We start from the raw sequence: 19,636 nt of genomic DNA, 5'->3' as shown, positions 1-19,636 counted from the left end.
GAGTCCCGATGAAGTACGCCGCCGACTGGGCCGCGATCGCCTGCGAGGTGCTCGAAACGCCTTATCCGTACGGCGCCGCGCACGCATCGCTCGGCCCGGACGACGTGGATGTGACGCCGGAGCGCTTGCATCCCGCCTTCCACGGCTCGTACGACTGGCACTCCAGTGCGCACATGCAGTGGTCCCTGGTCCGACTGCTCACCATCGCGCCGGACCAGGCCGGCCGCCGGCCGATCGAGGTGCTCGACCGGCGGCTGACCGCGGACGCGATCGCGACCGAGGCGGCGTACTTGCGCGACCGGCCGTCGTACGAACGCCCATATGGCTGGGCCTGGGCGGCGATGCTGGCCGCCGCGGCCCATGACAAGTGGCCAGTCGAACCGCTCGCCGACACCATCGCGGACCTCGTCCTCGGCTGGCTGCCGCGCCAGGCGTACCCGGTCCGGCACGGCGTACACCTGAACACCGCGTTCGCGCTCACCCTCCTGCTGGAGGCGTACGGCGACCTCGGCCGAGCCGACGTGGTCGACGCGATCCGTGCCCGCGCGATCGAGTGGTTCGGACAGGACACGGCGTACGACACTCGCTTCGAGCCGTCCGGCACCGACTTCCTGTCACCGGCGCTGACCGAGGCGGAGCTCATGCGCCGCGTCCTGCCGGCGGACGAGTACAAGACCTGGCTGACCGCGTTCCTGCCCGGCCTCGGCACCGACGCGCACCTGCACCTGCTCGACGTCCCGGCGATCGACGACTCCGGTGACGGCCAACTCGCTCACTTGTCCGGTCTGGCGCTATCGCGAGCGTGGCAGCTCCGCACTATCGCGCCGGCCCTGCCAGCGGTCGCCGACGTACTGAGGGCAGGAGCAGACCGTCAGGTCGAGGCCGTCCTGCCCACAGTGACCGGCGGCGACTTCATGTCGACGCACTGGCTGGTCTCGTTCGCCCTGCTGGCAACGCTTGCTGAGTAGTACCCGTCCAGCTGCGCCAGAGCTGGGCATACCACCCTCCGTCAGCCAGCAATGAGTCATGCGTTCCGGACTCGACCACCCGTCCGTGGTCGAGTACGACGATCCGGTCCGCCTGCTCAGCCTGAGTCAATCGGTGTGCCACGACCAACGTCGTACGTCCCTCGGTAGCGGCCGCACTGGCTCGCTCCAGCTCGCGAGCGCCCGCACTGCCCGCTTCCGCGGTCGCCTCATCCAGTACGGCGATTGGCGGATCAGCCAGCACCAGTCGGGCAAAGGCGACCTGCTGTGCTTGCGCACCGGTCAACTGATGCCCGTTCTCGCCTACGACAGTGGAGAGCCCGTCCGGTAGCGCACGCACCCACGCCAAGGCGCCTACTCGATCCAGCGCCCTCTCCACATCCGCGTCGGTTGCATCGGCTCGAGCGAGCCGGACGTCGTCGACCAACGGGCCCGAGAACACGTGGACCTCCTGACTCAGCAGGGCGACCTGTGCACGAGTCCTGTCCTCGCCGAGCTCGCGCACATCCACTCCGCCGAGCTTCACCGCACCGGCAGTCGGCGTGAGTACTCCGGCCGCAATCGCAGCCAGCGTGGTCTTTCCGGCGCCACTCGCACCGACCAGTGCGACCCGTTCACCTGGTTCGAGCCGGAGAGTAACCCCGGCCAGCACCTGCGGCCCGTCATAGGTGTGACTGATCTCCCGCAACTCCAGCGATGCGTCCACCGGGGCGCGACCTGCGGGCGGTTCGTCAACCGGCGGAATCTCCAGTACGCCGGCCAACCGGGCCAAGCCGGCGGACGCGGTCTGGATCTGGTCGAACTCCATCAGCAGCATGCCGATCGGGTTGAACAGCCGGTGGAAGTACAACGCGGCCGCGGTCACCGCACCGACGCTGACCGCATCGTCTCGGACGAGGAAGAACCCGGCGACCAGGATCGAGGTCAGGCCGACGAACTCCGCATGGTTGATCCGCGACGAGAAGAAGCTGAACAGCCTGAAGACCTTCAGCGACAGGTCCCGCGCGGCCGCCGACGTGTCATCGATCTTCCCCAGTTGCACGTCTTCCAGCCGGTACGCCCGGACCGTCGCGCTGCCGCGCAGGGACGCGATGATGGCCTCGGACCGCTCACCCATCGCCACGCGCTCGTCGCGGTAGAACGGCGCCGAGCGAGGTAGGTACCACCGCAAGGCCCACAGGTACATCGGGAGCGACAGCAATCCGGCCAGCCCCAACCGCCAATCCAGCGCGAACATCCCGGCCGCGGTGAGCACGATTGTCAGCGAGGCCGAGAGCAACGCGGGCCCAACCTGGGTGAGCGCCGCTGCGACCGATGCCACGTCGTCGCCGACCCGGGACAGCAGATCGCCCGTTCGTACCTTGTCCAGCACCGGCGCCGGCAACTGCAGCACCCGGTCGATCACCTTCTCGCGGATCCGCGCCAGCACGGTCTCACCCACTCGCGCGACCAGCGTCACGCCAACAGCGGTGAGCACCCCGGACACGAGCGCGGCTCCACCGATCAAGGCGACCACGCGTACGACGGCCGAGCGGTCGGCACCACCGGCGATGTCATCGACCAGTACGCCGAGTGCCCACGGTGCGACCAGGCCGGCCGCACTCGCGACGGTGATCACCACGGCCGCGAGCACCGACAGCCCCGGCAACCGGCGAATCTCCTGCCACAGCACGGTCCACGTTGCCCGGGGGCCGGCGACCGGCAGCAAGCTCATCGCAGTACCGCTTCCTGGTAGGCGGCATCCTCGACCGCGAGGTCGGCGTGCTTGCCTTCGGCAATTATCGAGCCGTCCGACACCACGATCACCCGATGCATCTTGCCGAGCAGGGCGGGGCTGCTGGTGAGCACCAACGTGGTCAGCCCTTCCCGGACCTCGGCAAGGCCCTCCGCCAGCAGCTCCTCCGTCACCGCGTCGACCGCCGTACTGGGGTCGTGCAACACCAGCAGAGGCGGCTCGGCCAGCAGCGCCCGGGCCAGACCGAGCCGTTGGCGTTGTCCGCCCGACAGTGACTGACCACGGTCGGCGAGTGGGCGGTCGAGCTCGTCGATCAGGTCAGCAGCGCCCGCGGCCGTCATCACCCGCTCCAACTCGTCCGAGTCGACCAGTAGGTTGCTCCGTAGTGTCCCCTCGAACAGGTCGGTGTCGTGCTGCTCCAGCAGGACAGTGCGTCGTACGGCGTCAATGTCGAGGTCCTCGATCGGCGTACCACCCACAAGCAGCTTGCCGGTGTGTTCGGGAGCTCGGCCGGCCACGACGCTCAGCAACGCGTCAGCGTCGCGTGGGTCGTAGCAGAGCACACCGACGAGCTCACCGGGCCGGAGTGCGAGATCCACTGACGACAAGGACTTGTAGGACACGCCCACCAGCTCCAGCAGCGGCTTCGACGAGTCCAGCATGGTCGCCGTACCAGAGGCGATCAGCGGCGGTGACGACAGCACAGACGCCAACCGCCCGGCCGATGCACGAGCCATAGCCGCTACCTGGCTGGCGTACCCGAGCGACCCGACCGGCTCCGCGACGAACTGCGCCAAGCCGACCACAGTAATCAACTCACCGATGGTGATCCGGTCCGTCAAGGCGAACCAACCAGCCACACCGGCAACGGCGGCAAGCAGCAATCCGCTCAGTGCGGTGGTCACTCCGTCCTGCAGCCCGTTGGTATTGGCTGCGCGCAAGGTGGCACGCAGTGTGGCCTGGCTGGACCGCCGATACCGCGCAGCCGCGTTGTGCTGCGCGCCGATCCCCCGCAACGTCCGCAGCCCTCCAACCAGGTCAGTAGCCAGCGCGGTCGTCTGGGCCACAGCCTCCTGCTGGCTGGACGTACGCCGCGTCAAGAGTGGTGACAGCGCTTGAATCCCCAACACCAGCAGCGGTACGCCGACCAGCACTCCAAGCCCCAGTGGTACGTCGATCAGCAGCAACGACACCGACGACACCACCAGCGCGGTCGACGCGGCGACGCCGATCGAGACAGCCCGCATCACCAGTGCTGCCTTCTCGGCGTCGGACGTCGCGATCGACAGCAGCTCACCGGACCGCAGCCCGGTGCGATGACCACGAGGATCCAGAACTCGGCGGGCGATCTCCAGCCGCAGCGCATGGGTCTCGTACTCGATCGCCCGGACCACCTGGCGCGCGCCGGTCTTCCACGCGTTCGACAGCACCGCGAACAGCACGACCATCATCAGCACGCACCAGAGCAGCGGCTGGACGTCGCCACTCGCCACCGCCCGGTCCACGAAGATGCCGATCGCCACCGGTACCGCCGCCTCGGTCGCCTGGTGGAGCGACAACACCAGCACGCCGACGATCATCCGGCCGCGATGCCGCCGCACGGCCCGCCACAAGAGTTCCCCACTCGACATAGTTAGGCGACCCTAACCCATCCGGACCGATTGACACCGCCATCAGTCCGCCGTACGGTCTCGCATCAATAGGAAACTTTCCTAACAGTTGCACTGATCAGCGAGCCGACGACACAACCGCAGCGGAGGGAGGCAGGGTTGTCCCATGGCCACAACACCCGGAACTCCCCGTCTGCTCCGCGCGATGAACGACCGCGCCGCCCTGGACCTGCTGCTCGCTCAGGGCCCGCTGTCGCGCACCACCCTCGGCAACCTCACCGGCCTGTCCAAGCCGACCGCGTCACAGCTGCTCGCGCGGCTGGAGGCGGCCGGCCTGGTCCGCGCCAGCGGCACCACCGCCGGCCGGCCCGGCCCGAACGCCCAGCTGTACGAGATCAACGGCGGCATCGCGTACGTCGCCGGCCTCGACGTCACCCCGGCCCGGATCCGCTCCGCCGTCGCCGACCTGACCGGCAAAGTTGTCGGCAGCTACGAGCTGCCCACACCGGGCCGCAGTGCCAAGGGCACGGTCGAGCGGGTGCTCAAGGCGATCGACGGCGCCGCCGGCGAGGCCGGGCTGAACCGTGGCCGGCTGCACCGCGTCTCGATCGGCACTCCGGGCGGTTTCGACCCCACCACCGGGCGGCTGCGCTACGCCACCCACCTGCCCGGCTGGCACTCGCCCCACCTGCTCGACGAGCTGGCCGCGGCGATCGCCGTACCGCTGGAGGTCGAGAACGACGTCAACCTCGCGGCCATCGCCGAGCAGCGGGTGGGCCACGCCAAGGACAGCGACAACTTCGTCCTGCTCTGGGGCGAGGAAGGTATCGGTGCCGCGGTCGTGATCAACGGGCGCCTGCACCGCGGTGCCACCGGCGGCGCCGGTGAGGTCGCCTTCCTGCCGCTTCCCGGTACGCCGCTCGTCCGCAACGTCAGCCGGAACAACGCCGGCGGCTTCCAGGAGCTGGCCGGTGCAGAACCGATCCTCCGGCTCGCCCGTGAGCACGGTCTGAAGGCCCGGACCGCTGAAGCCGCGATCGCGTCCGCGCTGCAGACCGAGGGCGCCGGTGACGCCGTACTGGCCGAGTTCGCGCACCGGCTGGCCGTCGGCCTGGCCGCGGTCGTCGCGGTCGTCGACCCCGAGCTGATCGTGCTCGCGGGTGGTGTCATCACCGCCGGCGGTGAACGTCTGCGCGCCCTGATCCAGGACGAACTGGCCGAGCTCGCCGTACCGCGGCCGCGCCTGCTGATGACCGCGATCCAGGAGGACCCGGTCCTCGCCGGAGCCCTGCAGTCCGCCCTCACCACCACCCGAGACGAAGTCTTCGACACCGCAGGTCCACCCATCCCCTAGGACACCTCCGCGGTGCCGTCGGCTAAGGCGGCTTTGCGGGCTGCGTTCGCGTCTCCGTCGGCTGCTTGAAAGGCGCTCTGTAGAGGTGTAATCATAATTACATGAATACGAAGACTGAGAGCGAGCGGGTGCGGGGCTGGCTGACCGGGCGACTGCCGGACAACTGGTTCGAGGGTGAGCCGGAGCTGACGATCGATCGGGACGAGATCCTGATCGTCGGACGGATCCCGGCGCCGGAGCAGAAGGGTGACGTGAGCGCGGCCGAGCGGTCGGCGGCCGAGGAGGGCCGGATCAAGCAGTACCGGGAGGACACCCGGGAACGCCGGATCGAGATCGCCCGCGAGCTCGAGCACGCGACCCGCCGCAAGGTCGCCTGGGGCGTCCAGTGCGGCGACACCCGGACCATTTTCACCTCACTGTCCGCCCCGGTGATGACACGCCTCCGCCAGCCCGAACGCCAGGTCCTCGACACGCTCGTCGACGCCGGCGTGGCCCGCTCCCGCAGCGACGCCCTCGGCTGGTGCGTCAAACTCGTCGCCCAACACAGCGACACCTGGCTCTCCGACCTCCGCGAAGCCCTCACCAAAGTAGAAACCATCCGCGAGTCCGGCCCCACTACCAACGGCTGACCATCCACAAACCCCACCCACCGGGACATCCCGCCCGCCCACCCAGCCGTCGTTCCACTTGACAGGCGGCCGGAGGCCCAACCGCCTGGTCTGAGAAAGCCGCACGCCTCCGTGTGGGGTGCGGAGGCGTGCGGGGTTTGTGTGGTCAGCGTTGGCCGCCCTGCCAGTTGCCGTCCGGGGTGGTGCCGTTGGACGAGCCGGATTGCGGTGCGCTGTGGGTGGCGTGGTGTTGCTCCTGCGCGGGCGGGTAGTTGCCCTGCTCACCCTGCTCGTAGCGACCCTGCTGGTACGCGCCCTGCTGCTGGTAGGCGCCGCGGTCGTACCCGGTCGTGCCGTCCGACGACATGGTGCCCTGGTCGTAGGTGCCGTTGGGGCCCATCGCGCCGCTGGTGGCCGGCTTGTTGATCATGTTGCGATCGAACAGGTTGCTCAGTGCCCGGCCCGCCATCTCCCGACCGCCGAGGCCGAAGGCGAGACCCATCGCGAGCGCGGCGCCGGCGAGCACGATCAGCAGGGTGTTGCCGGTCAGCTGGACCGCGATACCGAGCTGAGTCAGTGCGGCGAAGGCGGCGTACACAAGGATCGCGTACTTGCCCACCTTGGCCAGTGTCTCGTTGCCGGTGGCACCGCGGATGATCGCGGCCAGGAAGTTCGCGAACAGCGCGGCCAGGCAGATAATCACGATCGCGGCGAAGATCCGCGGGATGTAGGCGAGCATGTCACTCATGAACGCCGAGATCTCCGGTACGCCGAGAGCCGACGCGAACATCGTGAAGCTGATCAGGAAGACGAACCAGAACACGACCTCACCCAGCATCGCCGAAGCGGTCAGCCCCGTGCCGGACCGCTGCAGGACGCCGGACACACCGGCTCGTTCCATCCACTGGTCGAAGCCGACCTTGCCGAGCAGCTTGCCGACGAGTTTGCCCAGCACCTTGGCGACGAAGTAGCCGATCACCAGGATGACGAGACCGCCGAGCAGGTTCGGGACGAATCCGAGAAGCTTGCCGAAGGCATCTTCGAAGGGTTGGGTGAAGTCGATCGCCAACGCGGACATCGAGACTTCCTTCCGGACTGGGCCCGCATCCGCTGTCGCGCCACACCGCACACGACCCCGGCACGGGCGGATGCAGTGGTGTCTAGTATCCCTCGTGCCCCGCGCAACGTCGCGCAAACCGTTGTCTCAGGCATGTAAAACAACGGTTGCAAGGTAAAGTCTTTGCATAAGGCAATCATCGTCCGTCGCCTTTGCTGGTTACCCCGGAGGCTGAACCGGTCAAGGTGGTTGAGATCCTGTAGGTATGTCCGATCAGAGCTCTGCCCAGTCCACCGCCCCGGTCGCTGTGATCCGGCGCGCCACCGCCGGCGACGTCGCCGGGATCGTCGCGATGATCGCCGACGACCAACTCGGTGCCGTCCGCGAGTCGGTCGACGACCTGACGCCGTACCTGCGCGCCTTCGAGGCCATCGACGCCGATCCGAACCAGGTCCTCGTCGTTGCCGAACGCAACGACGAGCTGATCGGCACGCTCCAGCTCACGATCATCCCCGGCCTGTCCCGAAGGGGTTCCACCCGCGGCCTGGTCGAAGCCGTCCGGGTCGCCGCCTCGGCCCGCGGTTCAGGCCTCGGTACGACGCTGATGGACTGGGCCATCGAGGAGTCGCGGAACCGCGGCTGCACGCTGGTCCAGCTCACCTCGGACAAGGCCCGCACCGACGCCCACCGGTTCTACGAACGCCTCGGCTTCACCAACTCCCACGAGGGCTTCAAACTCAAACTCAGCTGACCTTCATCATCAAGCTCACCCGACCTCCATCGTCAAGCTCACGTGACCTTCAGGCTCAGCTGACCCGCTTGGCCGCCGCGGTGTAGGTGTTGCAGGAGGCGAGGTTGGTGGACTTGAAGGCGGGACCGGCCCACAGCCACTGGTTCTTCCGCGAACCGTGGTCAGGGATCTTCTTCGGGTTGTACTCGTCACCGCTGTGCTGGGTCTGCCATTCCCACATCTCCAGCTTCTCGCCGGCGAAGCCCATCGACTTCTTGTTCGCGCCGAGGAACAGGGCACCCAGGCAGGTCGCCTGCAGTTCGGTACGGCGTGACCACTCGAGCTTCTCGGCCTGCGTCTTCGCCCAGCCCTTGCGCGACCACGCCGCGTTGAGGATGTGCGTCAACTCCTGCACGTGATGCCCGTACTCGTGCGCCATCGTGTCCATCATCCAGACCCGGGCACCGAGCGGATCCTCCTTGTAGTTCTTGAGGTCGTCCTGCCAGTCGATGGCGATGGCATGGTCAGCCGGGCAGTAGTACGCCGTCTCCGCGTCGCCGGTGCAGGTGGACGCCGCCACCTGCTTGCTCTGCAGGACGACCTTCGGCGGGCTGAACTCGTACCCGGCCTTCTTCACCACCGGCGCCCAGGCCTTGTTCAGGCAGGGCAGCAGGGCTTTGTAGTAGTTCAGGATCGCGGACTGGGAGTTCGGCCTGATCGCCGGTTCCTTGCAGTTGACGGCGGGGATCTTCCCGGCCGCGTACAGCTTGTTCTCCCGGAGACGTTCCAGGTCGGGGACCGGCTGCACGGTGACGGTGACGGTGGGGTCGGCCGGGATCGGCAGGGGTTCCCGGGACTTCTTCACCGTGGGGCGGGCCATCGGGCTGTCGACCGAGTCGTAGGAGTTGATCAGCTTGACGCCGGCGATGCTGCCGCCGGTGACCAGGAGCAGGGCGAACGCGGACAGGCCGGCGATGACGGCTTTCGAGTACTGCCGGGCTGGGGTGATCGGCGGCGGTACGGCGGAGAACTGGCCACCGGCTCCGGTTCGGGACGACGGCGAGTGCCAGCCGACCGGACCGGAACGACCGGTACGACGGGTGCCCGCCAACGGGGTGACGGGTGCGCCGGCCAACGGCGCGGGCGGGGGTGCGCCGAAGGCCGTTTCGGTGCCGGGATCCGGCGGGAGCGGGCGGGCCTTCTTCCGGAGGGCCGGGTCGGGGGGCGCGGACAGGGCGCGGGCCTTGCCCAGGTCGAGCGACTGCCGACGCTCCGCGGCACGCGCGCGATCACCCTCGGTCAGGATGTCGCCGGCCCCTCCCGGCAGAAAATGCCCGGGCTTCGGCGAGCCACCCCGGCTCGGCGTGGTACCCGACCCGACGACCCGACCTGCATCGGCCGGCGCGGGGGCACCGGCCGCGGACGATGGCTCTGTGTCCGGGTGCTCCTCAGGCATCGCTCGTCCCCATCGCTCGTTCTCGTTTCGTCAGCCGACCTTGGCGGATGCTGCCACGAAAGTGTTGCAGGTGCCCGGATCGGTGCTGGCAAAGCCCTGGTTCATCCACAGCGCCAGACTCTTCGCCGATCCGTGATCGCGGATCTTGTCGGTCGTGTGCTCGTCGCCGCTGCGCCGGATCAGCAGGGTCCACTGGCTCAACAGTTCACCGCGCAGTGGGAAGCTCGCCTTGACCGCGCCGAAGAACGCGGCCGACAGGCAGTTCGCCTGCAGCGCTTGCCGCCGGTCCATTTCCAGTCGCGCCGCCTCGGTCGGCTCGGTGTCCCGGAGGTTCTTGGTCGCGTCGAAGATCCCGGCCAGGTTCTGCAGGTGCGCGCCGTACGCGAAGCCGAGTGACTGGGCCATGTCGACCCGGCTGGTCGCCTTGTGTTCCGGGTACTCCTCGGTCAGCTTCTGCCACGGCATCGTGACGCTGCCGCCCTGTTCGTCGGCGCAGTACGACGAGACCTCCTTCTGGATGCCGCACGCCGTCTCCTCGCCCTCGTCGAACACGATCAGCCGCGGCGAGCGGAACTCGAACCCGGCCTCGGTGACGAGCGGTGCCCACGCCTTGTCCATACAGGCGATCAGGGCCTGGTAGTACGAGCGGACGTTCTCCTTGGAGGTCGGCCGGTACGCCGGCTCCTGGCATTTCACCGTGGCCAGCGGACCAGTCGTGTAGAGGGGATTCTCCTTCTGCACGACGAGATCCGGGGTCGGCTTCGCGGTCGGTGTCGGTTCCGGTACGCCGGACGGGTGGTAGGACGGCGTACCGAGAGGGTCGGCGACGAAGTCGTCGAAGGAGGGGAGCAACTTCGCGCCGAGGGCGACTCCCCCGCCGACGACGAGGAGTACGGCGACCACGACGGAGGCGATCAGCGCCTTCGCCCGTTGCTTCGGTACGAACGGGATCGGCTCGGGGGCGTAGACGGCTCGGAAGGCCGCGGCCGCCGGATCGTCGGGCGGTGGCGGGCCGAACCGGGTGCCGGAGAGCTGCAGCGATCGCCCGGGCTCGATCCGGGACCCGGACAGCTGCGGCGGCCCGGCCGGTGTGTCCGCCCCCAGTCGTGGCGTCGGCGCGGAGAGCGGGGACGATCCGGGCGTGGATCCGCCATTCTCGGAGCCGTCCGCGCCCGCGCCTCCGGGCAGGAAATGGCCAGGCTTCGGCGCCGGCTTGTCCGCCATGGTTCCCCGCTTCTCCCCAGTACCGGCCCGCGCCGGTCCCCACCCACTCAGCTGAATCGCGGCCGGGGACCCCGCCCGGAACCGCCGCAAGATGCTAAGCCGTTCACCCCCGCCACGGATACCGGATTGCCGCTTTTGTCATCGTTTCGCTACCCCCGTCCGCCGGACTTACTCCGAGTAACAATCACCGAGGAAGACCGGATGGGCTCGGTTCCTCTAGGGTGCGCGCATGGATCTGGGGTTCGTGTGTTCGTGCTGTGGTGACGCCCATCCGGAGCTGCCGATGGCGTTCCACGTCGAGGCTCCGGCGTACTGGCAGCCAGAGCTGGCTGGAGCGCCGGGCTGCGAGCTGACGTCGGACCAGTGCGTGATCCACGGTGAGCACTTCTTCGTCCGCGGACTGATCGAGCTGCCGGTGATCGACACCGGCGAGACGTTCGCCTGGGGTGTCTGGGTGTCACTCAGCGGGCAGAGCTTCCAGCAGATCTCCGACCGGTGGCACGCCGACGGCCGCGAACACGACGAGCCGTACTTCGGCTGGCTGTCCACCGTGCTGGACTACGAGCCGACCACCCTCAACCTGAAAACAAACCTCCACAGCCGGCCGGTCGGCGAACGCCCGTCCATCGAGCTCGAGCCGACCGACCACCCCTTGGCAGTCGAACAACGCCACGGCATCACCCGAGCCCGAGTCCAGCAGATCGCCGAGCAGGCCCTCCATCCCGACCGCTGACTCATCTGACCGTGCCGCGGGTGAGGAAGTGGAAGCTGGCGGAGATGAGGCGGGGCCGGCTTCGAGGAGACGGGCCAGGCGGAGGGCTGAGGGCAGGAGGGCGTCGACCTGCTCCGGAGTGGCCAGGTGGAGGACGGTGGTGGCCGGGCCTTCCACGCCGAGGGTTTCGAGGTCGGCCAGGCCGGCGGCCGCGAACTCGGCGGTCAGCTCGTCGGCGTGGTGGAAGTAGGCGTTGGTGAAGCCGTTGGGGTCGTCGTGGTTCCGGCCGGTCTCGAAGACCTCGACACACTCCTGCTCGTTGGCCCCGGTGAGCGCGCCGCTGCTGCCGAGCTCGAGCAGGCCGGCGTACCGGTTGAGGCCCGCGGCAACCACCAGACCACCGGGACGGGTCACACGCGCCGCCTCGGACAGGGCCTGGGCTCGATCGGCGGCCTCGACCAGGTGGTAGAGCGGGCCGAGCAGAAGCGTGACGTCGACGCTCGCATCCGGTTGCTCCAGGCGGCGCGCGTCCCCGCGGCAGGATGCGTATCCGCGATCGAACGGGTACGACGCCAGGCCGTGTCCGACCACCGCGGCAGCCGCGACGCGTCACTCGACATGCTCGAGGCCGACCAGGGCGAGTACCTGACGTTCACGTTGCCCGCCGCGCGCAAACCCGCGGCCTGACTGTCGCCGACGTACCGGGGTAGGGGATGCTGGGACCATGAACGAGCGAAGCGAGTTCATCGTCAGACACAGCGTGATTGGTGCCTCATCCGCGCCCGGAGCGAAGCGAGGACGCGGATGAGCTGGGCTGTGTACGCGATGCGAGGACCGGGAGGCGTACGCCGCCTCGACGACATTCCGGACGGTTACGAGCCACCGTCGGTCGGTACGTCGGAAGACGTGGTGGCGCTGGTTCGTGAGATCGTGCCCGATGTGGACGCGAGCAAGCCGTCCTGGCTGTCGCTGCGCAGCGACGACTTCGACGTCGAGATGACGATCGGCAAGGGCGTCGAGGTCCGCGACATCACCTTCTACCTGAACGACGGCCCGCGCTCGATCCCGATCGTGATGGAGATCAGCCGCCGCCTCGGCGTGACGCCGTACGACACCGAGTCCGGCAACTTCCTCACTGAGCAGTCCCGCCCGCCGGTCCCGCCGCCGCTGACCGAGGACGAGATCAAGGCCAACAAGCCCAAGTGGTGGAAGTTCGGCCGCAAGTAGTCGCCTGAGGACCCACGGTCGGGGCGCCGCGGTCGACCAGGGCACCTGTTTCCAGACCCGGTGTTGCCGCTGAGGCGACGTGCGTTCTAAGATCAGGGCGATCGTACAGGACAACTGTTCAGGGCGATTGCCCAGGAGGTGAGACCGATGCCGTCCCCCGCTGCTGTGCGCGGCCAGGAAGTGAGACAACGGCTGCTGGCCGCGGCGGCGGAGCTGATCCCGGAGCGGGGCTGGTCCGCGGTCAGCACGCGGGTCCTGGCCGACCGTGCCGGAGTCACGCCGAGCGTCGTGCACTACCACTTCCCGTCGGTGCAGGCGGTGCTCAGCGAGGCCGCCGTCACCGCTATGCGGGAGCTGCTGGCCGCGACCGACGAGCAGTTCACCGCGGCCAGTACGCCGACCGAGGCGATCGACGCGATGCTCGGGTCGATCGAGCAGCACTCCGGCGTCGACCAGCTCTCCCTGCTCTTCGTCGAGGCCTACCTGGCCGCCACCCGCGACGAGCGCCTGCGCGAGCAACTCGCCGCTCTCGTCGCGGATTTCCGGCAGCGCGTCGGTGACTGGCTCGCGATCCATCAGGTCCCGGATCCGGCCGCGACCGCCGCCGTACTCGCCGCCGCCATCGACGGCATCCTGCTGCACCGCGGCCTCGGCTCAAGTGGCGAAGGTACGGCGGACGTCCTGCGTCGGCTGGTGACGCAGTCATGAGGGCGATCATCTGCGGAGCCGGTATCGCCGGCCTGGCCGCCGCGAACCTGCTGGCCGCCCACGGGTGCGACGTGATCGTCGTCGAACGCACGCCGAGCCCGCGGACCCAGGGCTACATGCTCGACTTCTTCGGCCCCGGGTACGACGCGATCGAGGCGATGGGCCTGCTCCCCGCACTCCAGGACGTCGGCTACCGCGTGGTCGAGGCCGCCCTGGTCGACAACCACGGGCGGCACCGGGCCCGGATGAACTTGCGGCAGTTCGCCGACGGTGCGCTGGTGAGCGTGATGCGGCCGGATCTCGAGCGGGTACTCCGCGAGAACCTGCCGGCCGGCGTGGACCTTCGGTACGACGCCGCCCTGGAGAGCGTCACGCCGCTGGATGACGGCGTACGGGTCGAGCTCGCCGATGGGTCGGTGCTCACGGCGGACTTGCTGATAGGTGCCGACGGCATCCATTCCACCGTCCGGCGGCTGGTCTTCGGGCCGGAGTCGTCGTACCTGCGCCGACTGGGTTTCCACACCGCCGCCTACACGTTCGACGCTCCGGACATCCATGCGGCGGTGAACGGTCGCTTCGTCCTGACCGACACGATCGGCAGTCAGTTCGGCTTCTACGGTCTGCGGGACGGGCGGGTGGCGTCGTTCGCGGTGCACCGTACGACGGACCCGTCGCTGCCGGACGATCCCCGCGCGGCGATCCGGTCGGCGTACCGCGAGTTGGGCTGGGTGGTGCCCGAGGCGCTCGAGCGGTGTCCTTCGCCGGAGGAGATCTACTACGACCAGGTGGCGCAGATCGTGCTGCCGACGTGGAGCAAAGGACGTGTCGTCCTGCTCGGCGATGCGGCGTACGCCGTATCACTGCTGGCCGGCCAAGGGGCGTCGCTCGGTATCGCCGGCGCCTACGTCCTCGCCGACCGGCTCACCCAGGCCGCGTCGATCGATGCCGCACTGTCCGAGTACGAGCGGCTGTGGCGCCCGGAGGTCGAATCCAAACAACGCGTCGGCCGCTCAGCCGCACACTGGTTCCTCCCGCGCTCCACCCCTGCCCTGATCGCCCGCCGACTGGCTCTACACCTTCTCCGCCTCCCCCTCCTCAACCGCCTCACCCCCACCGCAATAGCCGGCAAACCCACCACCCTCATCCAAACCCTCCACCCATCCCACCCCTAACCCTCCCGCGTGGCTGGCGGGTTATGTCATCGGTAGCACGTTGCAACCCGCCAGCTATCAAATAACCCGCCAGCGGGGTCCGCCGTCAGGCGGGGCGGGTGGAGGTCAGGGTGCCGATTTTGTTGATGCGGTGTTCGGGGTTGCCCAGGGCGTCGCTCCAGTAGTTGCCGGCGGCATGGTCTTCGAGGGTGGCGCAGGTGGAGAGGGTGATCATCGCCTGGGTGGGGGTGACGCCGGGGCGGCCGGGGACGGCGGCGTTCTGCTGGGCCTTCTCGGCGGGCTTGCGGAAGGAGATCGTCATGGTCCGGGTGATCACATAGTCGTAGATCTTGCCGTTGGCGGTCACCAGGACGTGGTCGCCGTTCTTCAGTTCGGGGACCCGGCCGAACGGGCGGCCGTGCGTGGTGCGGTGCGCGGTGATGATGTAGTTGCCGATCTCACCCGGGCCCACGCCGCCGGCCCTTCCGCGCGGGCTGGCTGCGACGCCGCGGTCTTGGATGACAGTGCCAGGGCGGTCGTCGGCCGTTCCTTTGTACGGGACCACGCGGAGCCGCCGTACGCCGATCGCCGGAATCGTCATGCTCGCGACAGTCGTGGTCGGGCGGGTCGCCGTCGGGCTGGGCGTCCGCGGCGTCGAGGGCTTGGCGGTGGGCGAAGACGGCACGGCGGTGGGCGAAGTCGGCACGGTGGTGGGAGACGGCACGGTGGTCGGCGTACTCGGGGTTGCACTGGAAGCACTGGGCGTCACGCGGCTCGACGTCTCACCCGCCGGGCCTGCCACGTCAGCACACCCGACCAGCCCAGCCGCCGCCACAACCGCACCAACCATCCACCGCCCCACCCCTCGAAGGTAATCCCACGCACCGAAAGCCGCCCGAAAACCAGTCAGTCGTGCAGGGTGAGCGTCGCCGGACCCACTTTCAGAAAGCCGGAGGTCAGTGGCGTGGTCCGGATACCGCCGTGGCCGCGCAGGCCTTTGAAGGCGCCGGGTCCGAGCACGGTGTCCATCCAGGCACACGGGTTCGCCGGCCGGTTGGCCTGGAATTCGACCGGACCGGAGCCGGAGTCGAGGGAGAAGCGACGGCCCGGGATGCGGGTCCCGTCCGGACCGCGGTGGGAGGCGAGGGTGTCGACGGCGTAGCCGCGCAGCGCGATGTTGCGGCGGAGGAGCAAGGGATCCGGGGCTACGGGAAGCCACGGCAGCGACTCGAGTGCGGCAGCGTCCAGGAAGGTGACGGCCGCGTTCCGGTGCGCCGTCTGGCCGAAGTACCGATCCCCCACGATCCCCAGCCGCGCGCGCACCTCCACCTCCGCCCGCCCCACCGGCGCCGGATCCGGCCGCGGCCCATCCTGCGGCCGCCCCTCGTACGCGTGGATGGGCGAGACCATCAGCGCGACGATCTCCACCGGAATGCTCACCTGATCAACAGTACGGGCGTCATCCCCAGGTGAGCGGATCCAGCAGGCGGTAGAACTCCAGCCGCCGCTGATCAGGATCCGGTACGCCGTACGCCGCCAGGAATGGCCCCGGATCGGCGGACCACTCGTCGTGGACCTGGATGGTGGTGAGGGCAAGGTCGGAGTAGCGATCGGCGACGCCGAGGCGACCGACGTCGATCAGCCCGGTCACCTCCAGCGTCGACGGATCGAAGAAGACGTTGGGCAGGCAGGCGTCACCATGGCAGACCACGAGCTCAAGACCCCTCTCGATGGAGGGGCGCTCGGCGAGCACGCGGGCCAATAGCTCCGAAGGATCCAGCAAGCGCCACTCGTCGGTGAGGAAGTCTGGATTGACCGCGCCGCGTCGTACGACGTCCTCCGCTGTGGCGATCACAGACTCCAAGGGTCTTTCGAACGGGCAATCCGTCAGTTCGTGCAGGTCCCGCAGGGTCCTACCGAGGCTGTGCATCGCCTTGGAGCGCGCGGGTTCAGGGAGCTCCGTACCGGGGATACCAGGCACCGCTGTCGTCATCAGGCAGGCGCCGTGCGGCGACTCGAGCCAGTCCAGAACCGTTGCCCCGGGCAAGCTCGTGCCTGCCAGCCACTCCACCCGATCGCGCTCGCCGGCCAGCTCCGGCACACCATCCGGGGCACAGCACTTCGCGAACACATCGCCCCGCCGGTACACCGAGGTGTCGGACTCCCCGACCGTCACCGGCTCCCAGTCGTCACCCGTCAGCTGGAACACGCGAGGACTCCCGGATGATCAGTTGCCAGGGGAAGTCGAAGACCTCGCCGGGAGCGCCTTCGCGATCGGTCAGGCGGCCGACGATGATGCGCGCCAGGGCTTCGTTGAAACCGACCGGGCCGACCGTCGACAGCGACGGGTCGAGGTGCTCGCCCTCGGGCGTGTTGCCGACGCCGACCACGGCGAGATCCCGGGGTACGTCGATCCGCAGCCGATGTGCAGCCCGGACCGCCGCGATCGCCGCGAAGTCCGTCGTGCAGTAGATCGCGGTCGGGCGGTCCGGCTTGGTCAGCAACGCCATCGCGGCCCGGTAGGCGCCCTCCGGATGACGCTCGAAGATCTCGATGTCCTCGTCCCGGATCGGCCGGCCGGCGGACCGCATCGTGTTGACGTACGCGTCGAACCGGGCGAATCCCGACGTACGCGAGGTCAACGCCCCGACCCGCGAGTGATGCTCGAGCAGGTGCTCGACGGCCAGGTGACAGCGCGGCTCGGCACCCGACCGGATCACGTCGAAGCCCCGCGGCTCGAGCGTCTCGCTGAAGGCCACGATCTGCACGCCTTGGGCGGCGAACGCCTCCAGCTCCGCGATCTGCGCCGGATCCGGGCTGACGCTGTCGATGAAGATCACGTCCGGCGTCCGGTTCGACAACACTGTCCGCCAGTCTCCGTCGGCCACGATCAACGCCGTCTTGCCCAGCGGGCTGACCGCCGCGCTGACCGTCTCGGCGACGGCCTGCGACCACGGGTCGGCGAGCACGCTGAGCGAGAGCAGGACGAGGTCGGACTTGCCGGTGCGGATCGCCCGGGCCGCGTCGTTCCGCCGGTAGCCGAGCCTGGCCGCCGCCTCGCGCACTCGGTCCGCCGTCGAGTCCTTGATGGTGTGGCTGCGATGCCGGCCGGACAGCACGTACGACACGGTCGCCACCGACACCCCGGCCTCGGCCGCGACCATCCGCAGCGTCGGCCGGTCCCCCGCAGCGGGAGAGCGGTCGGCCGCAGGTCGTTGCCCCATCGACATGTATCGATTCTGGCAGACGTCGTCAGCCCTTGACCGCACCGGTGATGACGCCCTTGGTGAAGTGCCGCTGCAGGAACGGGTACACCAGCGCGATAGGCACCAGCGCGACCACCACGACCGCCATCTGCAGCGACTGCGGCTGGGGCAGGGGTTCCACCCCGAGCTGGTCCGCGGACAGTGACTTGCCCTGCAGCACGTACGTCCGCAGGATCACCTGGACCGGCCACTTCGACGTGTCGTTCAGATACAGCAGCGCGTTGAAGAACGCGTTCCAGAACCCGACCGCGTAGAACAGGCCGACCACCGCGATCACCGCCTTCGACAACGGCATCACGATCCGCCGCAGGATGGTGAAGTCGCTCGCCCCGTCGATCCGCGCACTCTCCAGCAGCTCACCCGGCACGTTCATGAAGAACGTCCGCAGTACGACGAAGTTGAACGCGCCGAGCGCACCCGGCAGGATCAGCGACCACAGGCTGTCGAGCAGACCGAGCTGCTTGACCACCAGGAACATCGGGATGATCCCCGGCGCGAACAGCAACGTGAACAACACCATCAACAGCACCGGCCGCCCGAACAACACCGGCCGCGATGTCGCGTAGGCCAGCGCGATCGTGACCGCGAGGGCGATCGCCGTACCGACGACTGTCACGAACACGCTGACCAGGATCGCCCGGCCCATCAACCCGCCGCTGAACAACGTCTCGTACGCCTTCAGCGTCGGATGCGACGGCCACAGCACGTACCCGCCGGCGTCGATGATGTCCTGGTCGCTGGCCAGTGACGTCGAGATCACCACCATGATCGGGACCACGATCACTAGCGCGAACCCGCCGAGCACAACGCCTTTGATCGATTGGTAGAACGGCGACGGCTTCTCTTTCCAGATCGGTCTCATCCGCGCCTCTGAAAGATTCCCGGCTCACCGAGCCGATGAGCGAGCGAGTTGGCACCCCACAGCAGCAGGGCTCCGACCACGCCCTTCGCCAGGCCGGCCGCCGCACCGCTGCTCCAGTCGCCGCCGACGACACCCGCGTAGTACGTGAAGGTGTCCAGTACTTCGGCCGCACCCGGACCGACCGAGTCGCGCTGCAGGATGAACTGCTCGAACCCGACGCTCAGGATGTCGCCGATCCGCAGGATCAGCAGCAGCACGATCACGGTCCGCATCGACGGCAGCGTGATGTGCCAGAGCCGCCGCCACCGGCCGGCGCCGTCCGCCGCTGCGGCCTCGTAGAGGGAGACGTCGACCGCGGTGAGTGCGGCGAGGAAGATGATCATCGCCCAGCCGGCGTCCTTCCAGATCAGCTGCGCGACCACCAGCAACGGGAAGGTGTCCGGGTTCGTCATGAACGGGATCGGGTCCAGCCCGGCCTGCCGGAGCAGGTTGTTGACGAACCCCGCGCCGCCGAGCGACTGCTGGAACAGCGTGATCACGAGCACCCACGACAGGAAGTGCGGCAGGTACGCGATGGTCTGGAACCAGCGCCGGAGCCGGTTGCTGACCAGCGAGTCGACGATCAGCGCCAGCGCCAGCGGGATGGGGAAGAACAGCAGCAGCTGCACGCCGGCCAGGATCAGCGTGTTCCGCAACGCGTCCCAGAAGTCCGGGTTGCCGTACAGGTTGACGAAGTTCCGCAGCCCGTTCCACTCGCTGTGCATGATGCCGAGGTACGGCTGGAAGTCCTGGAACGCGACCACGTTCCCGAGCACCGGCAGGTAGAAGAACACCAGCAGGAAGACCACTCCCGGGACCATCAGCAGCACCATCTGCCAGTCCCGCCGCCACCGCACCGCGAACGGCAGGCCGCTGCTGACCTGCCGCCGGGTGACTGCCTTCTTCAGCAT

Annotated in this window: 20 protein-coding genes and 1 pseudogene; 9 read left to right on the top strand and 12 right to left on the bottom strand. The window is 68.6% G+C overall.

Annotated elements, in window-relative coordinates:
* The first annotated feature begins 8 nt into the window (after nt 1-8).
* Nucleotides 9-968 (top strand): DUF2891 family protein, encoded by a 960-nt coding sequence (locus tag AB0F43_RS12585; RefSeq protein WP_360474328.1) that lies wholly within the window; start codon nt 9-11, stop codon nt 966-968.
* Here AB0F43_RS12585 and AB0F43_RS12580 read toward each other — a convergent pair.
* Nucleotides 913-2,700, bottom strand: a complete 1,788-nt coding sequence (locus AB0F43_RS12580) for an ABC transporter ATP-binding protein (protein ID WP_360474326.1) — start codon at nt 2,698-2,700, stop codon at nt 913-915. The genes AB0F43_RS12585 and AB0F43_RS12580 overlap by 56 nt on opposite strands.
* A complete protein-coding gene (locus tag AB0F43_RS12575) occupies nt 2,697-4,352 on the bottom strand; it encodes an ABC transporter ATP-binding protein (RefSeq protein WP_360474324.1) in 1,656 nt (551 codons plus the stop codon). Before AB0F43_RS12575 ends, AB0F43_RS12580 begins: the two co-directional genes overlap by 4 nt.
* Nucleotides 4,353-4,497: 145 nt before the next feature.
* Here AB0F43_RS12575 and AB0F43_RS12570 point away from each other — a divergent pair, with 145 nt between their 5' ends.
* Both AB0F43_RS12570 and AB0F43_RS12565 read left to right on the top strand, forming a co-directional pair.
* A complete protein-coding gene (locus AB0F43_RS12570; protein ID WP_360474322.1) occupies nt 4,498-5,685 on the top strand; it encodes an ROK family transcriptional regulator in 1,188 nt (395 codons plus the stop codon).
* A gap of 101 nt (nt 5,686-5,786) precedes the next feature.
* On the top strand, nt 5,787-6,314 hold the full coding sequence (locus AB0F43_RS12565) for a hypothetical protein (RefSeq protein WP_360474320.1): 528 nt from the start codon (nt 5,787-5,789) through the stop codon (nt 6,312-6,314).
* A gap of 145 nt (nt 6,315-6,459) precedes the next feature.
* On the opposite strand, the gene AB0F43_RS12560 is transcribed toward AB0F43_RS12565, so the two are convergent.
* Nucleotides 6,460-7,371, bottom strand: coding sequence for a hypothetical protein (locus AB0F43_RS12560; RefSeq protein WP_360474318.1), 912 nt, complete (start codon nt 7,369-7,371; stop codon nt 6,460-6,462).
* Nucleotides 7,372-7,615: 244 nt separating this feature from the next.
* Here AB0F43_RS12560 and AB0F43_RS12555 point away from each other — a divergent pair, with 244 nt between their 5' ends.
* Nucleotides 7,616-8,101 (top strand): GNAT family N-acetyltransferase, encoded by a 486-nt coding sequence (locus AB0F43_RS12555; protein ID WP_360474316.1) that lies wholly within the window; start codon nt 7,616-7,618, stop codon nt 8,099-8,101.
* Nucleotides 8,102-8,156: 55 nt separating this feature from the next.
* Here the strand turns inward: AB0F43_RS12555 and AB0F43_RS12550 are convergent, their stop codons facing one another.
* Together AB0F43_RS12550 and AB0F43_RS12545 are read right to left on the bottom strand one after the other, a co-directional pair.
* Complete coding sequence (locus AB0F43_RS12550; RefSeq protein WP_360474314.1) at nt 8,157-9,536, bottom strand: neutral zinc metallopeptidase; 1,380 nt, start codon at nt 9,534-9,536, stop codon at nt 8,157-8,159.
* Nucleotides 9,537-9,566: 30 nt separating this feature from the next.
* Nucleotides 9,567-10,760, bottom strand: coding sequence for a neutral zinc metallopeptidase (locus AB0F43_RS12545; RefSeq protein ID WP_360474312.1), 1,194 nt, complete (start codon nt 10,758-10,760; stop codon nt 9,567-9,569).
* A gap of 229 nt (nt 10,761-10,989) precedes the next feature.
* Here AB0F43_RS12545 and AB0F43_RS12540 point away from each other — a divergent pair, with 229 nt between their 5' ends.
* Entirely contained in the window at nt 10,990-11,493 is a 504-nt protein-coding gene (locus tag AB0F43_RS12540; protein ID WP_360474310.1) for a DUF2199 domain-containing protein, read from the top strand.
* Nucleotides 11,494-11,919: 426 nt separating this feature from the next.
* On the opposite strand, the pseudogene AB0F43_RS12535 reads toward AB0F43_RS12540, so the two are convergent.
* Nucleotides 11,920-12,063, bottom strand: a pseudogene (locus AB0F43_RS12535) (hypothetical protein); the annotation flags it as partial.
* Nucleotides 12,064-12,276: 213 nt separating this feature from the next.
* Here AB0F43_RS12535 and AB0F43_RS12530 point away from each other — a divergent pair.
* The 3 genes from AB0F43_RS12530 to AB0F43_RS12520 all read left to right on the top strand — a co-directional run bounded on the left by AB0F43_RS12530 (nt 12,277) and on the right by AB0F43_RS12520 (nt 14,579).
* On the top strand, nt 12,277-12,699 hold the full coding sequence (locus AB0F43_RS12530) for a hypothetical protein (RefSeq protein WP_360474308.1): 423 nt from the start codon (nt 12,277-12,279) through the stop codon (nt 12,697-12,699).
* Nucleotides 12,700-12,846: 147 nt separating this feature from the next.
* Nucleotides 12,847-13,407 carry a TetR/AcrR family transcriptional regulator gene (locus AB0F43_RS12525; protein WP_360474306.1) on the top strand — a complete coding sequence of 187 codons (561 nt, stop codon included), beginning with the start codon at nt 12,847-12,849 and terminating at the stop codon, nt 13,405-13,407.
* Nucleotides 13,404-14,579, top strand: a complete 1,176-nt coding sequence (locus tag AB0F43_RS12520) for an FAD-dependent monooxygenase (protein WP_360474304.1) — start codon at nt 13,404-13,406, stop codon at nt 14,577-14,579. The genes AB0F43_RS12525 and AB0F43_RS12520 overlap by 4 nt, the downstream gene beginning before the upstream one ends.
* 85 nt (nt 14,580-14,664) lie before the next feature.
* On the opposite strand, the gene AB0F43_RS12515 is transcribed toward AB0F43_RS12520, so the two are convergent.
* The gene (locus tag AB0F43_RS12515; RefSeq protein WP_360474302.1) at nt 14,665-15,159 is read right to left on the bottom strand and encodes a class E sortase; all 495 of its coding nucleotides are present in this window, start codon (nt 15,157-15,159) and stop codon (nt 14,665-14,667) included.
* Here AB0F43_RS12515 and AB0F43_RS12510 point away from each other — a divergent pair.
* Nucleotides 15,158-15,433 (top strand): hypothetical protein, encoded by a 276-nt coding sequence (locus tag AB0F43_RS12510; protein WP_360474300.1) that lies wholly within the window; start codon nt 15,158-15,160, stop codon nt 15,431-15,433. The two genes, AB0F43_RS12515 and AB0F43_RS12510, sit on opposite strands and share 2 nt — an antisense overlap.
* Before the next feature lie 31 nt (nt 15,434-15,464).
* Here the strand turns inward: AB0F43_RS12510 and AB0F43_RS12505 are convergent, their stop codons facing one another.
* Genes AB0F43_RS12505 through AB0F43_RS12485 form a run of 5 tightly spaced genes read right to left on the bottom strand, consistent with a single transcriptional unit; the run spans nt 15,465 to nt 19,636 of the window.
* A complete protein-coding gene (locus tag AB0F43_RS12505; protein ID WP_360474298.1) occupies nt 15,465-15,998 on the bottom strand; it encodes a molybdenum cofactor biosysynthesis protein in 534 nt (177 codons plus the stop codon).
* A gap of 19 nt (nt 15,999-16,017) precedes the next feature.
* Nucleotides 16,018-16,767, bottom strand: coding sequence for an aminoglycoside 3'-phosphotransferase (locus tag AB0F43_RS12500; RefSeq protein ID WP_360474296.1), 750 nt, complete (start codon nt 16,765-16,767; stop codon nt 16,018-16,020).
* Nucleotides 16,748-17,788 carry a LacI family DNA-binding transcriptional regulator gene (locus AB0F43_RS12495; protein ID WP_360474294.1) on the bottom strand — a complete coding sequence of 347 codons (1,041 nt, stop codon included), beginning with the start codon at nt 17,786-17,788 and terminating at the stop codon, nt 16,748-16,750. Before AB0F43_RS12495 ends, AB0F43_RS12500 begins: the two co-directional genes overlap by 20 nt.
* 22 nt (nt 17,789-17,810) lie before the next feature.
* Nucleotides 17,811-18,686 (bottom strand): carbohydrate ABC transporter permease, encoded by an 876-nt coding sequence (locus tag AB0F43_RS12490; protein ID WP_360474292.1) that lies wholly within the window; start codon nt 18,684-18,686, stop codon nt 17,811-17,813.
* Nucleotides 18,683-19,636 (bottom strand): ABC transporter permease subunit, encoded by a 954-nt coding sequence (locus AB0F43_RS12485; RefSeq protein ID WP_360474290.1) that lies wholly within the window; start codon nt 19,634-19,636, stop codon nt 18,683-18,685. Before AB0F43_RS12485 ends, AB0F43_RS12490 begins: the two co-directional genes overlap by 4 nt.

The organism is Kribbella sp. NPDC023972 (assembly GCF_040639075.1).
Taxonomy (GTDB): domain Bacteria; phylum Actinomycetota; class Actinomycetes; order Propionibacteriales; family Kribbellaceae; genus Kribbella.
The sequence above is the reverse complement of the archived record's forward strand: the minus strand, read 5'-3'. Positions and strand labels throughout refer to the sequence as shown.

What these genes read in the sequence shown, in the direction of transcription:
- AB0F43_RS12585 (WP_360474328.1), top strand. Translation starts at nt 9, where the DNA reads ATGAAGTACGCCGCCGACTGGGCCGCGATCGCCTGCGAGGTGCTCGAA.
- AB0F43_RS12580 (WP_360474326.1), bottom strand. Translation starts at nt 2,700, where the DNA reads ATGAGCTTGCTGCCGGTCGCCGGCCCCCGGGCAACGTGGACCGTGCTG.
- AB0F43_RS12575 (WP_360474324.1), bottom strand. Translation starts at nt 4,352, where the DNA reads ATGTCGAGTGGGGAACTCTTGTGGCGGGCCGTGCGGCGGCATCGCGGC.
- AB0F43_RS12570 (WP_360474322.1), top strand. Translation starts at nt 4,498, where the DNA reads ATGGCCACAACACCCGGAACTCCCCGTCTGCTCCGCGCGATGAACGAC.
- AB0F43_RS12565 (WP_360474320.1), top strand. Translation starts at nt 5,787, where the DNA reads ATGAATACGAAGACTGAGAGCGAGCGGGTGCGGGGCTGGCTGACCGGG.
- AB0F43_RS12560 (WP_360474318.1), bottom strand. Translation starts at nt 7,371, where the DNA reads ATGTCCGCGTTGGCGATCGACTTCACCCAACCCTTCGAAGATGCCTTC.
- AB0F43_RS12555 (WP_360474316.1), top strand. Translation starts at nt 7,616, where the DNA reads ATGTCCGATCAGAGCTCTGCCCAGTCCACCGCCCCGGTCGCTGTGATC.
- AB0F43_RS12550 (WP_360474314.1), bottom strand. Translation starts at nt 9,536, where the DNA reads ATGCCTGAGGAGCACCCGGACACAGAGCCATCGTCCGCGGCCGGTGCC.
- AB0F43_RS12545 (WP_360474312.1), bottom strand. Translation starts at nt 10,760, where the DNA reads ATGGCGGACAAGCCGGCGCCGAAGCCTGGCCATTTCCTGCCCGGAGGC.
- AB0F43_RS12540 (WP_360474310.1), top strand. Translation starts at nt 10,990, where the DNA reads ATGGATCTGGGGTTCGTGTGTTCGTGCTGTGGTGACGCCCATCCGGAG.
- AB0F43_RS12530 (WP_360474308.1), top strand. Translation starts at nt 12,277, where the DNA reads ATGAGCTGGGCTGTGTACGCGATGCGAGGACCGGGAGGCGTACGCCGC.
- AB0F43_RS12525 (WP_360474306.1), top strand. Translation starts at nt 12,847, where the DNA reads ATGCCGTCCCCCGCTGCTGTGCGCGGCCAGGAAGTGAGACAACGGCTG.
- AB0F43_RS12520 (WP_360474304.1), top strand. Translation starts at nt 13,404, where the DNA reads ATGAGGGCGATCATCTGCGGAGCCGGTATCGCCGGCCTGGCCGCCGCG.
- AB0F43_RS12510 (WP_360474300.1), top strand. Translation starts at nt 15,158, where the DNA reads ATGCTCGCGACAGTCGTGGTCGGGCGGGTCGCCGTCGGGCTGGGCGTC.
- AB0F43_RS12515 (WP_360474302.1), bottom strand. Translation starts at nt 15,159, where the DNA reads ATGACGATTCCGGCGATCGGCGTACGGCGGCTCCGCGTGGTCCCGTAC.
- AB0F43_RS12495 (WP_360474294.1), bottom strand. Translation starts at nt 17,788, where the DNA reads ATGTCGATGGGGCAACGACCTGCGGCCGACCGCTCTCCCGCTGCGGGG.
- AB0F43_RS12490 (WP_360474292.1), bottom strand. Translation starts at nt 18,686, where the DNA reads ATGAGACCGATCTGGAAAGAGAAGCCGTCGCCGTTCTACCAATCGATC.
- AB0F43_RS12485 (WP_360474290.1), bottom strand. Translation starts at nt 19,636, where the DNA reads ATGCTGAAGAAGGCAGTCACCCGGCGGCAGGTCAGCAGCGGCCTGCCG.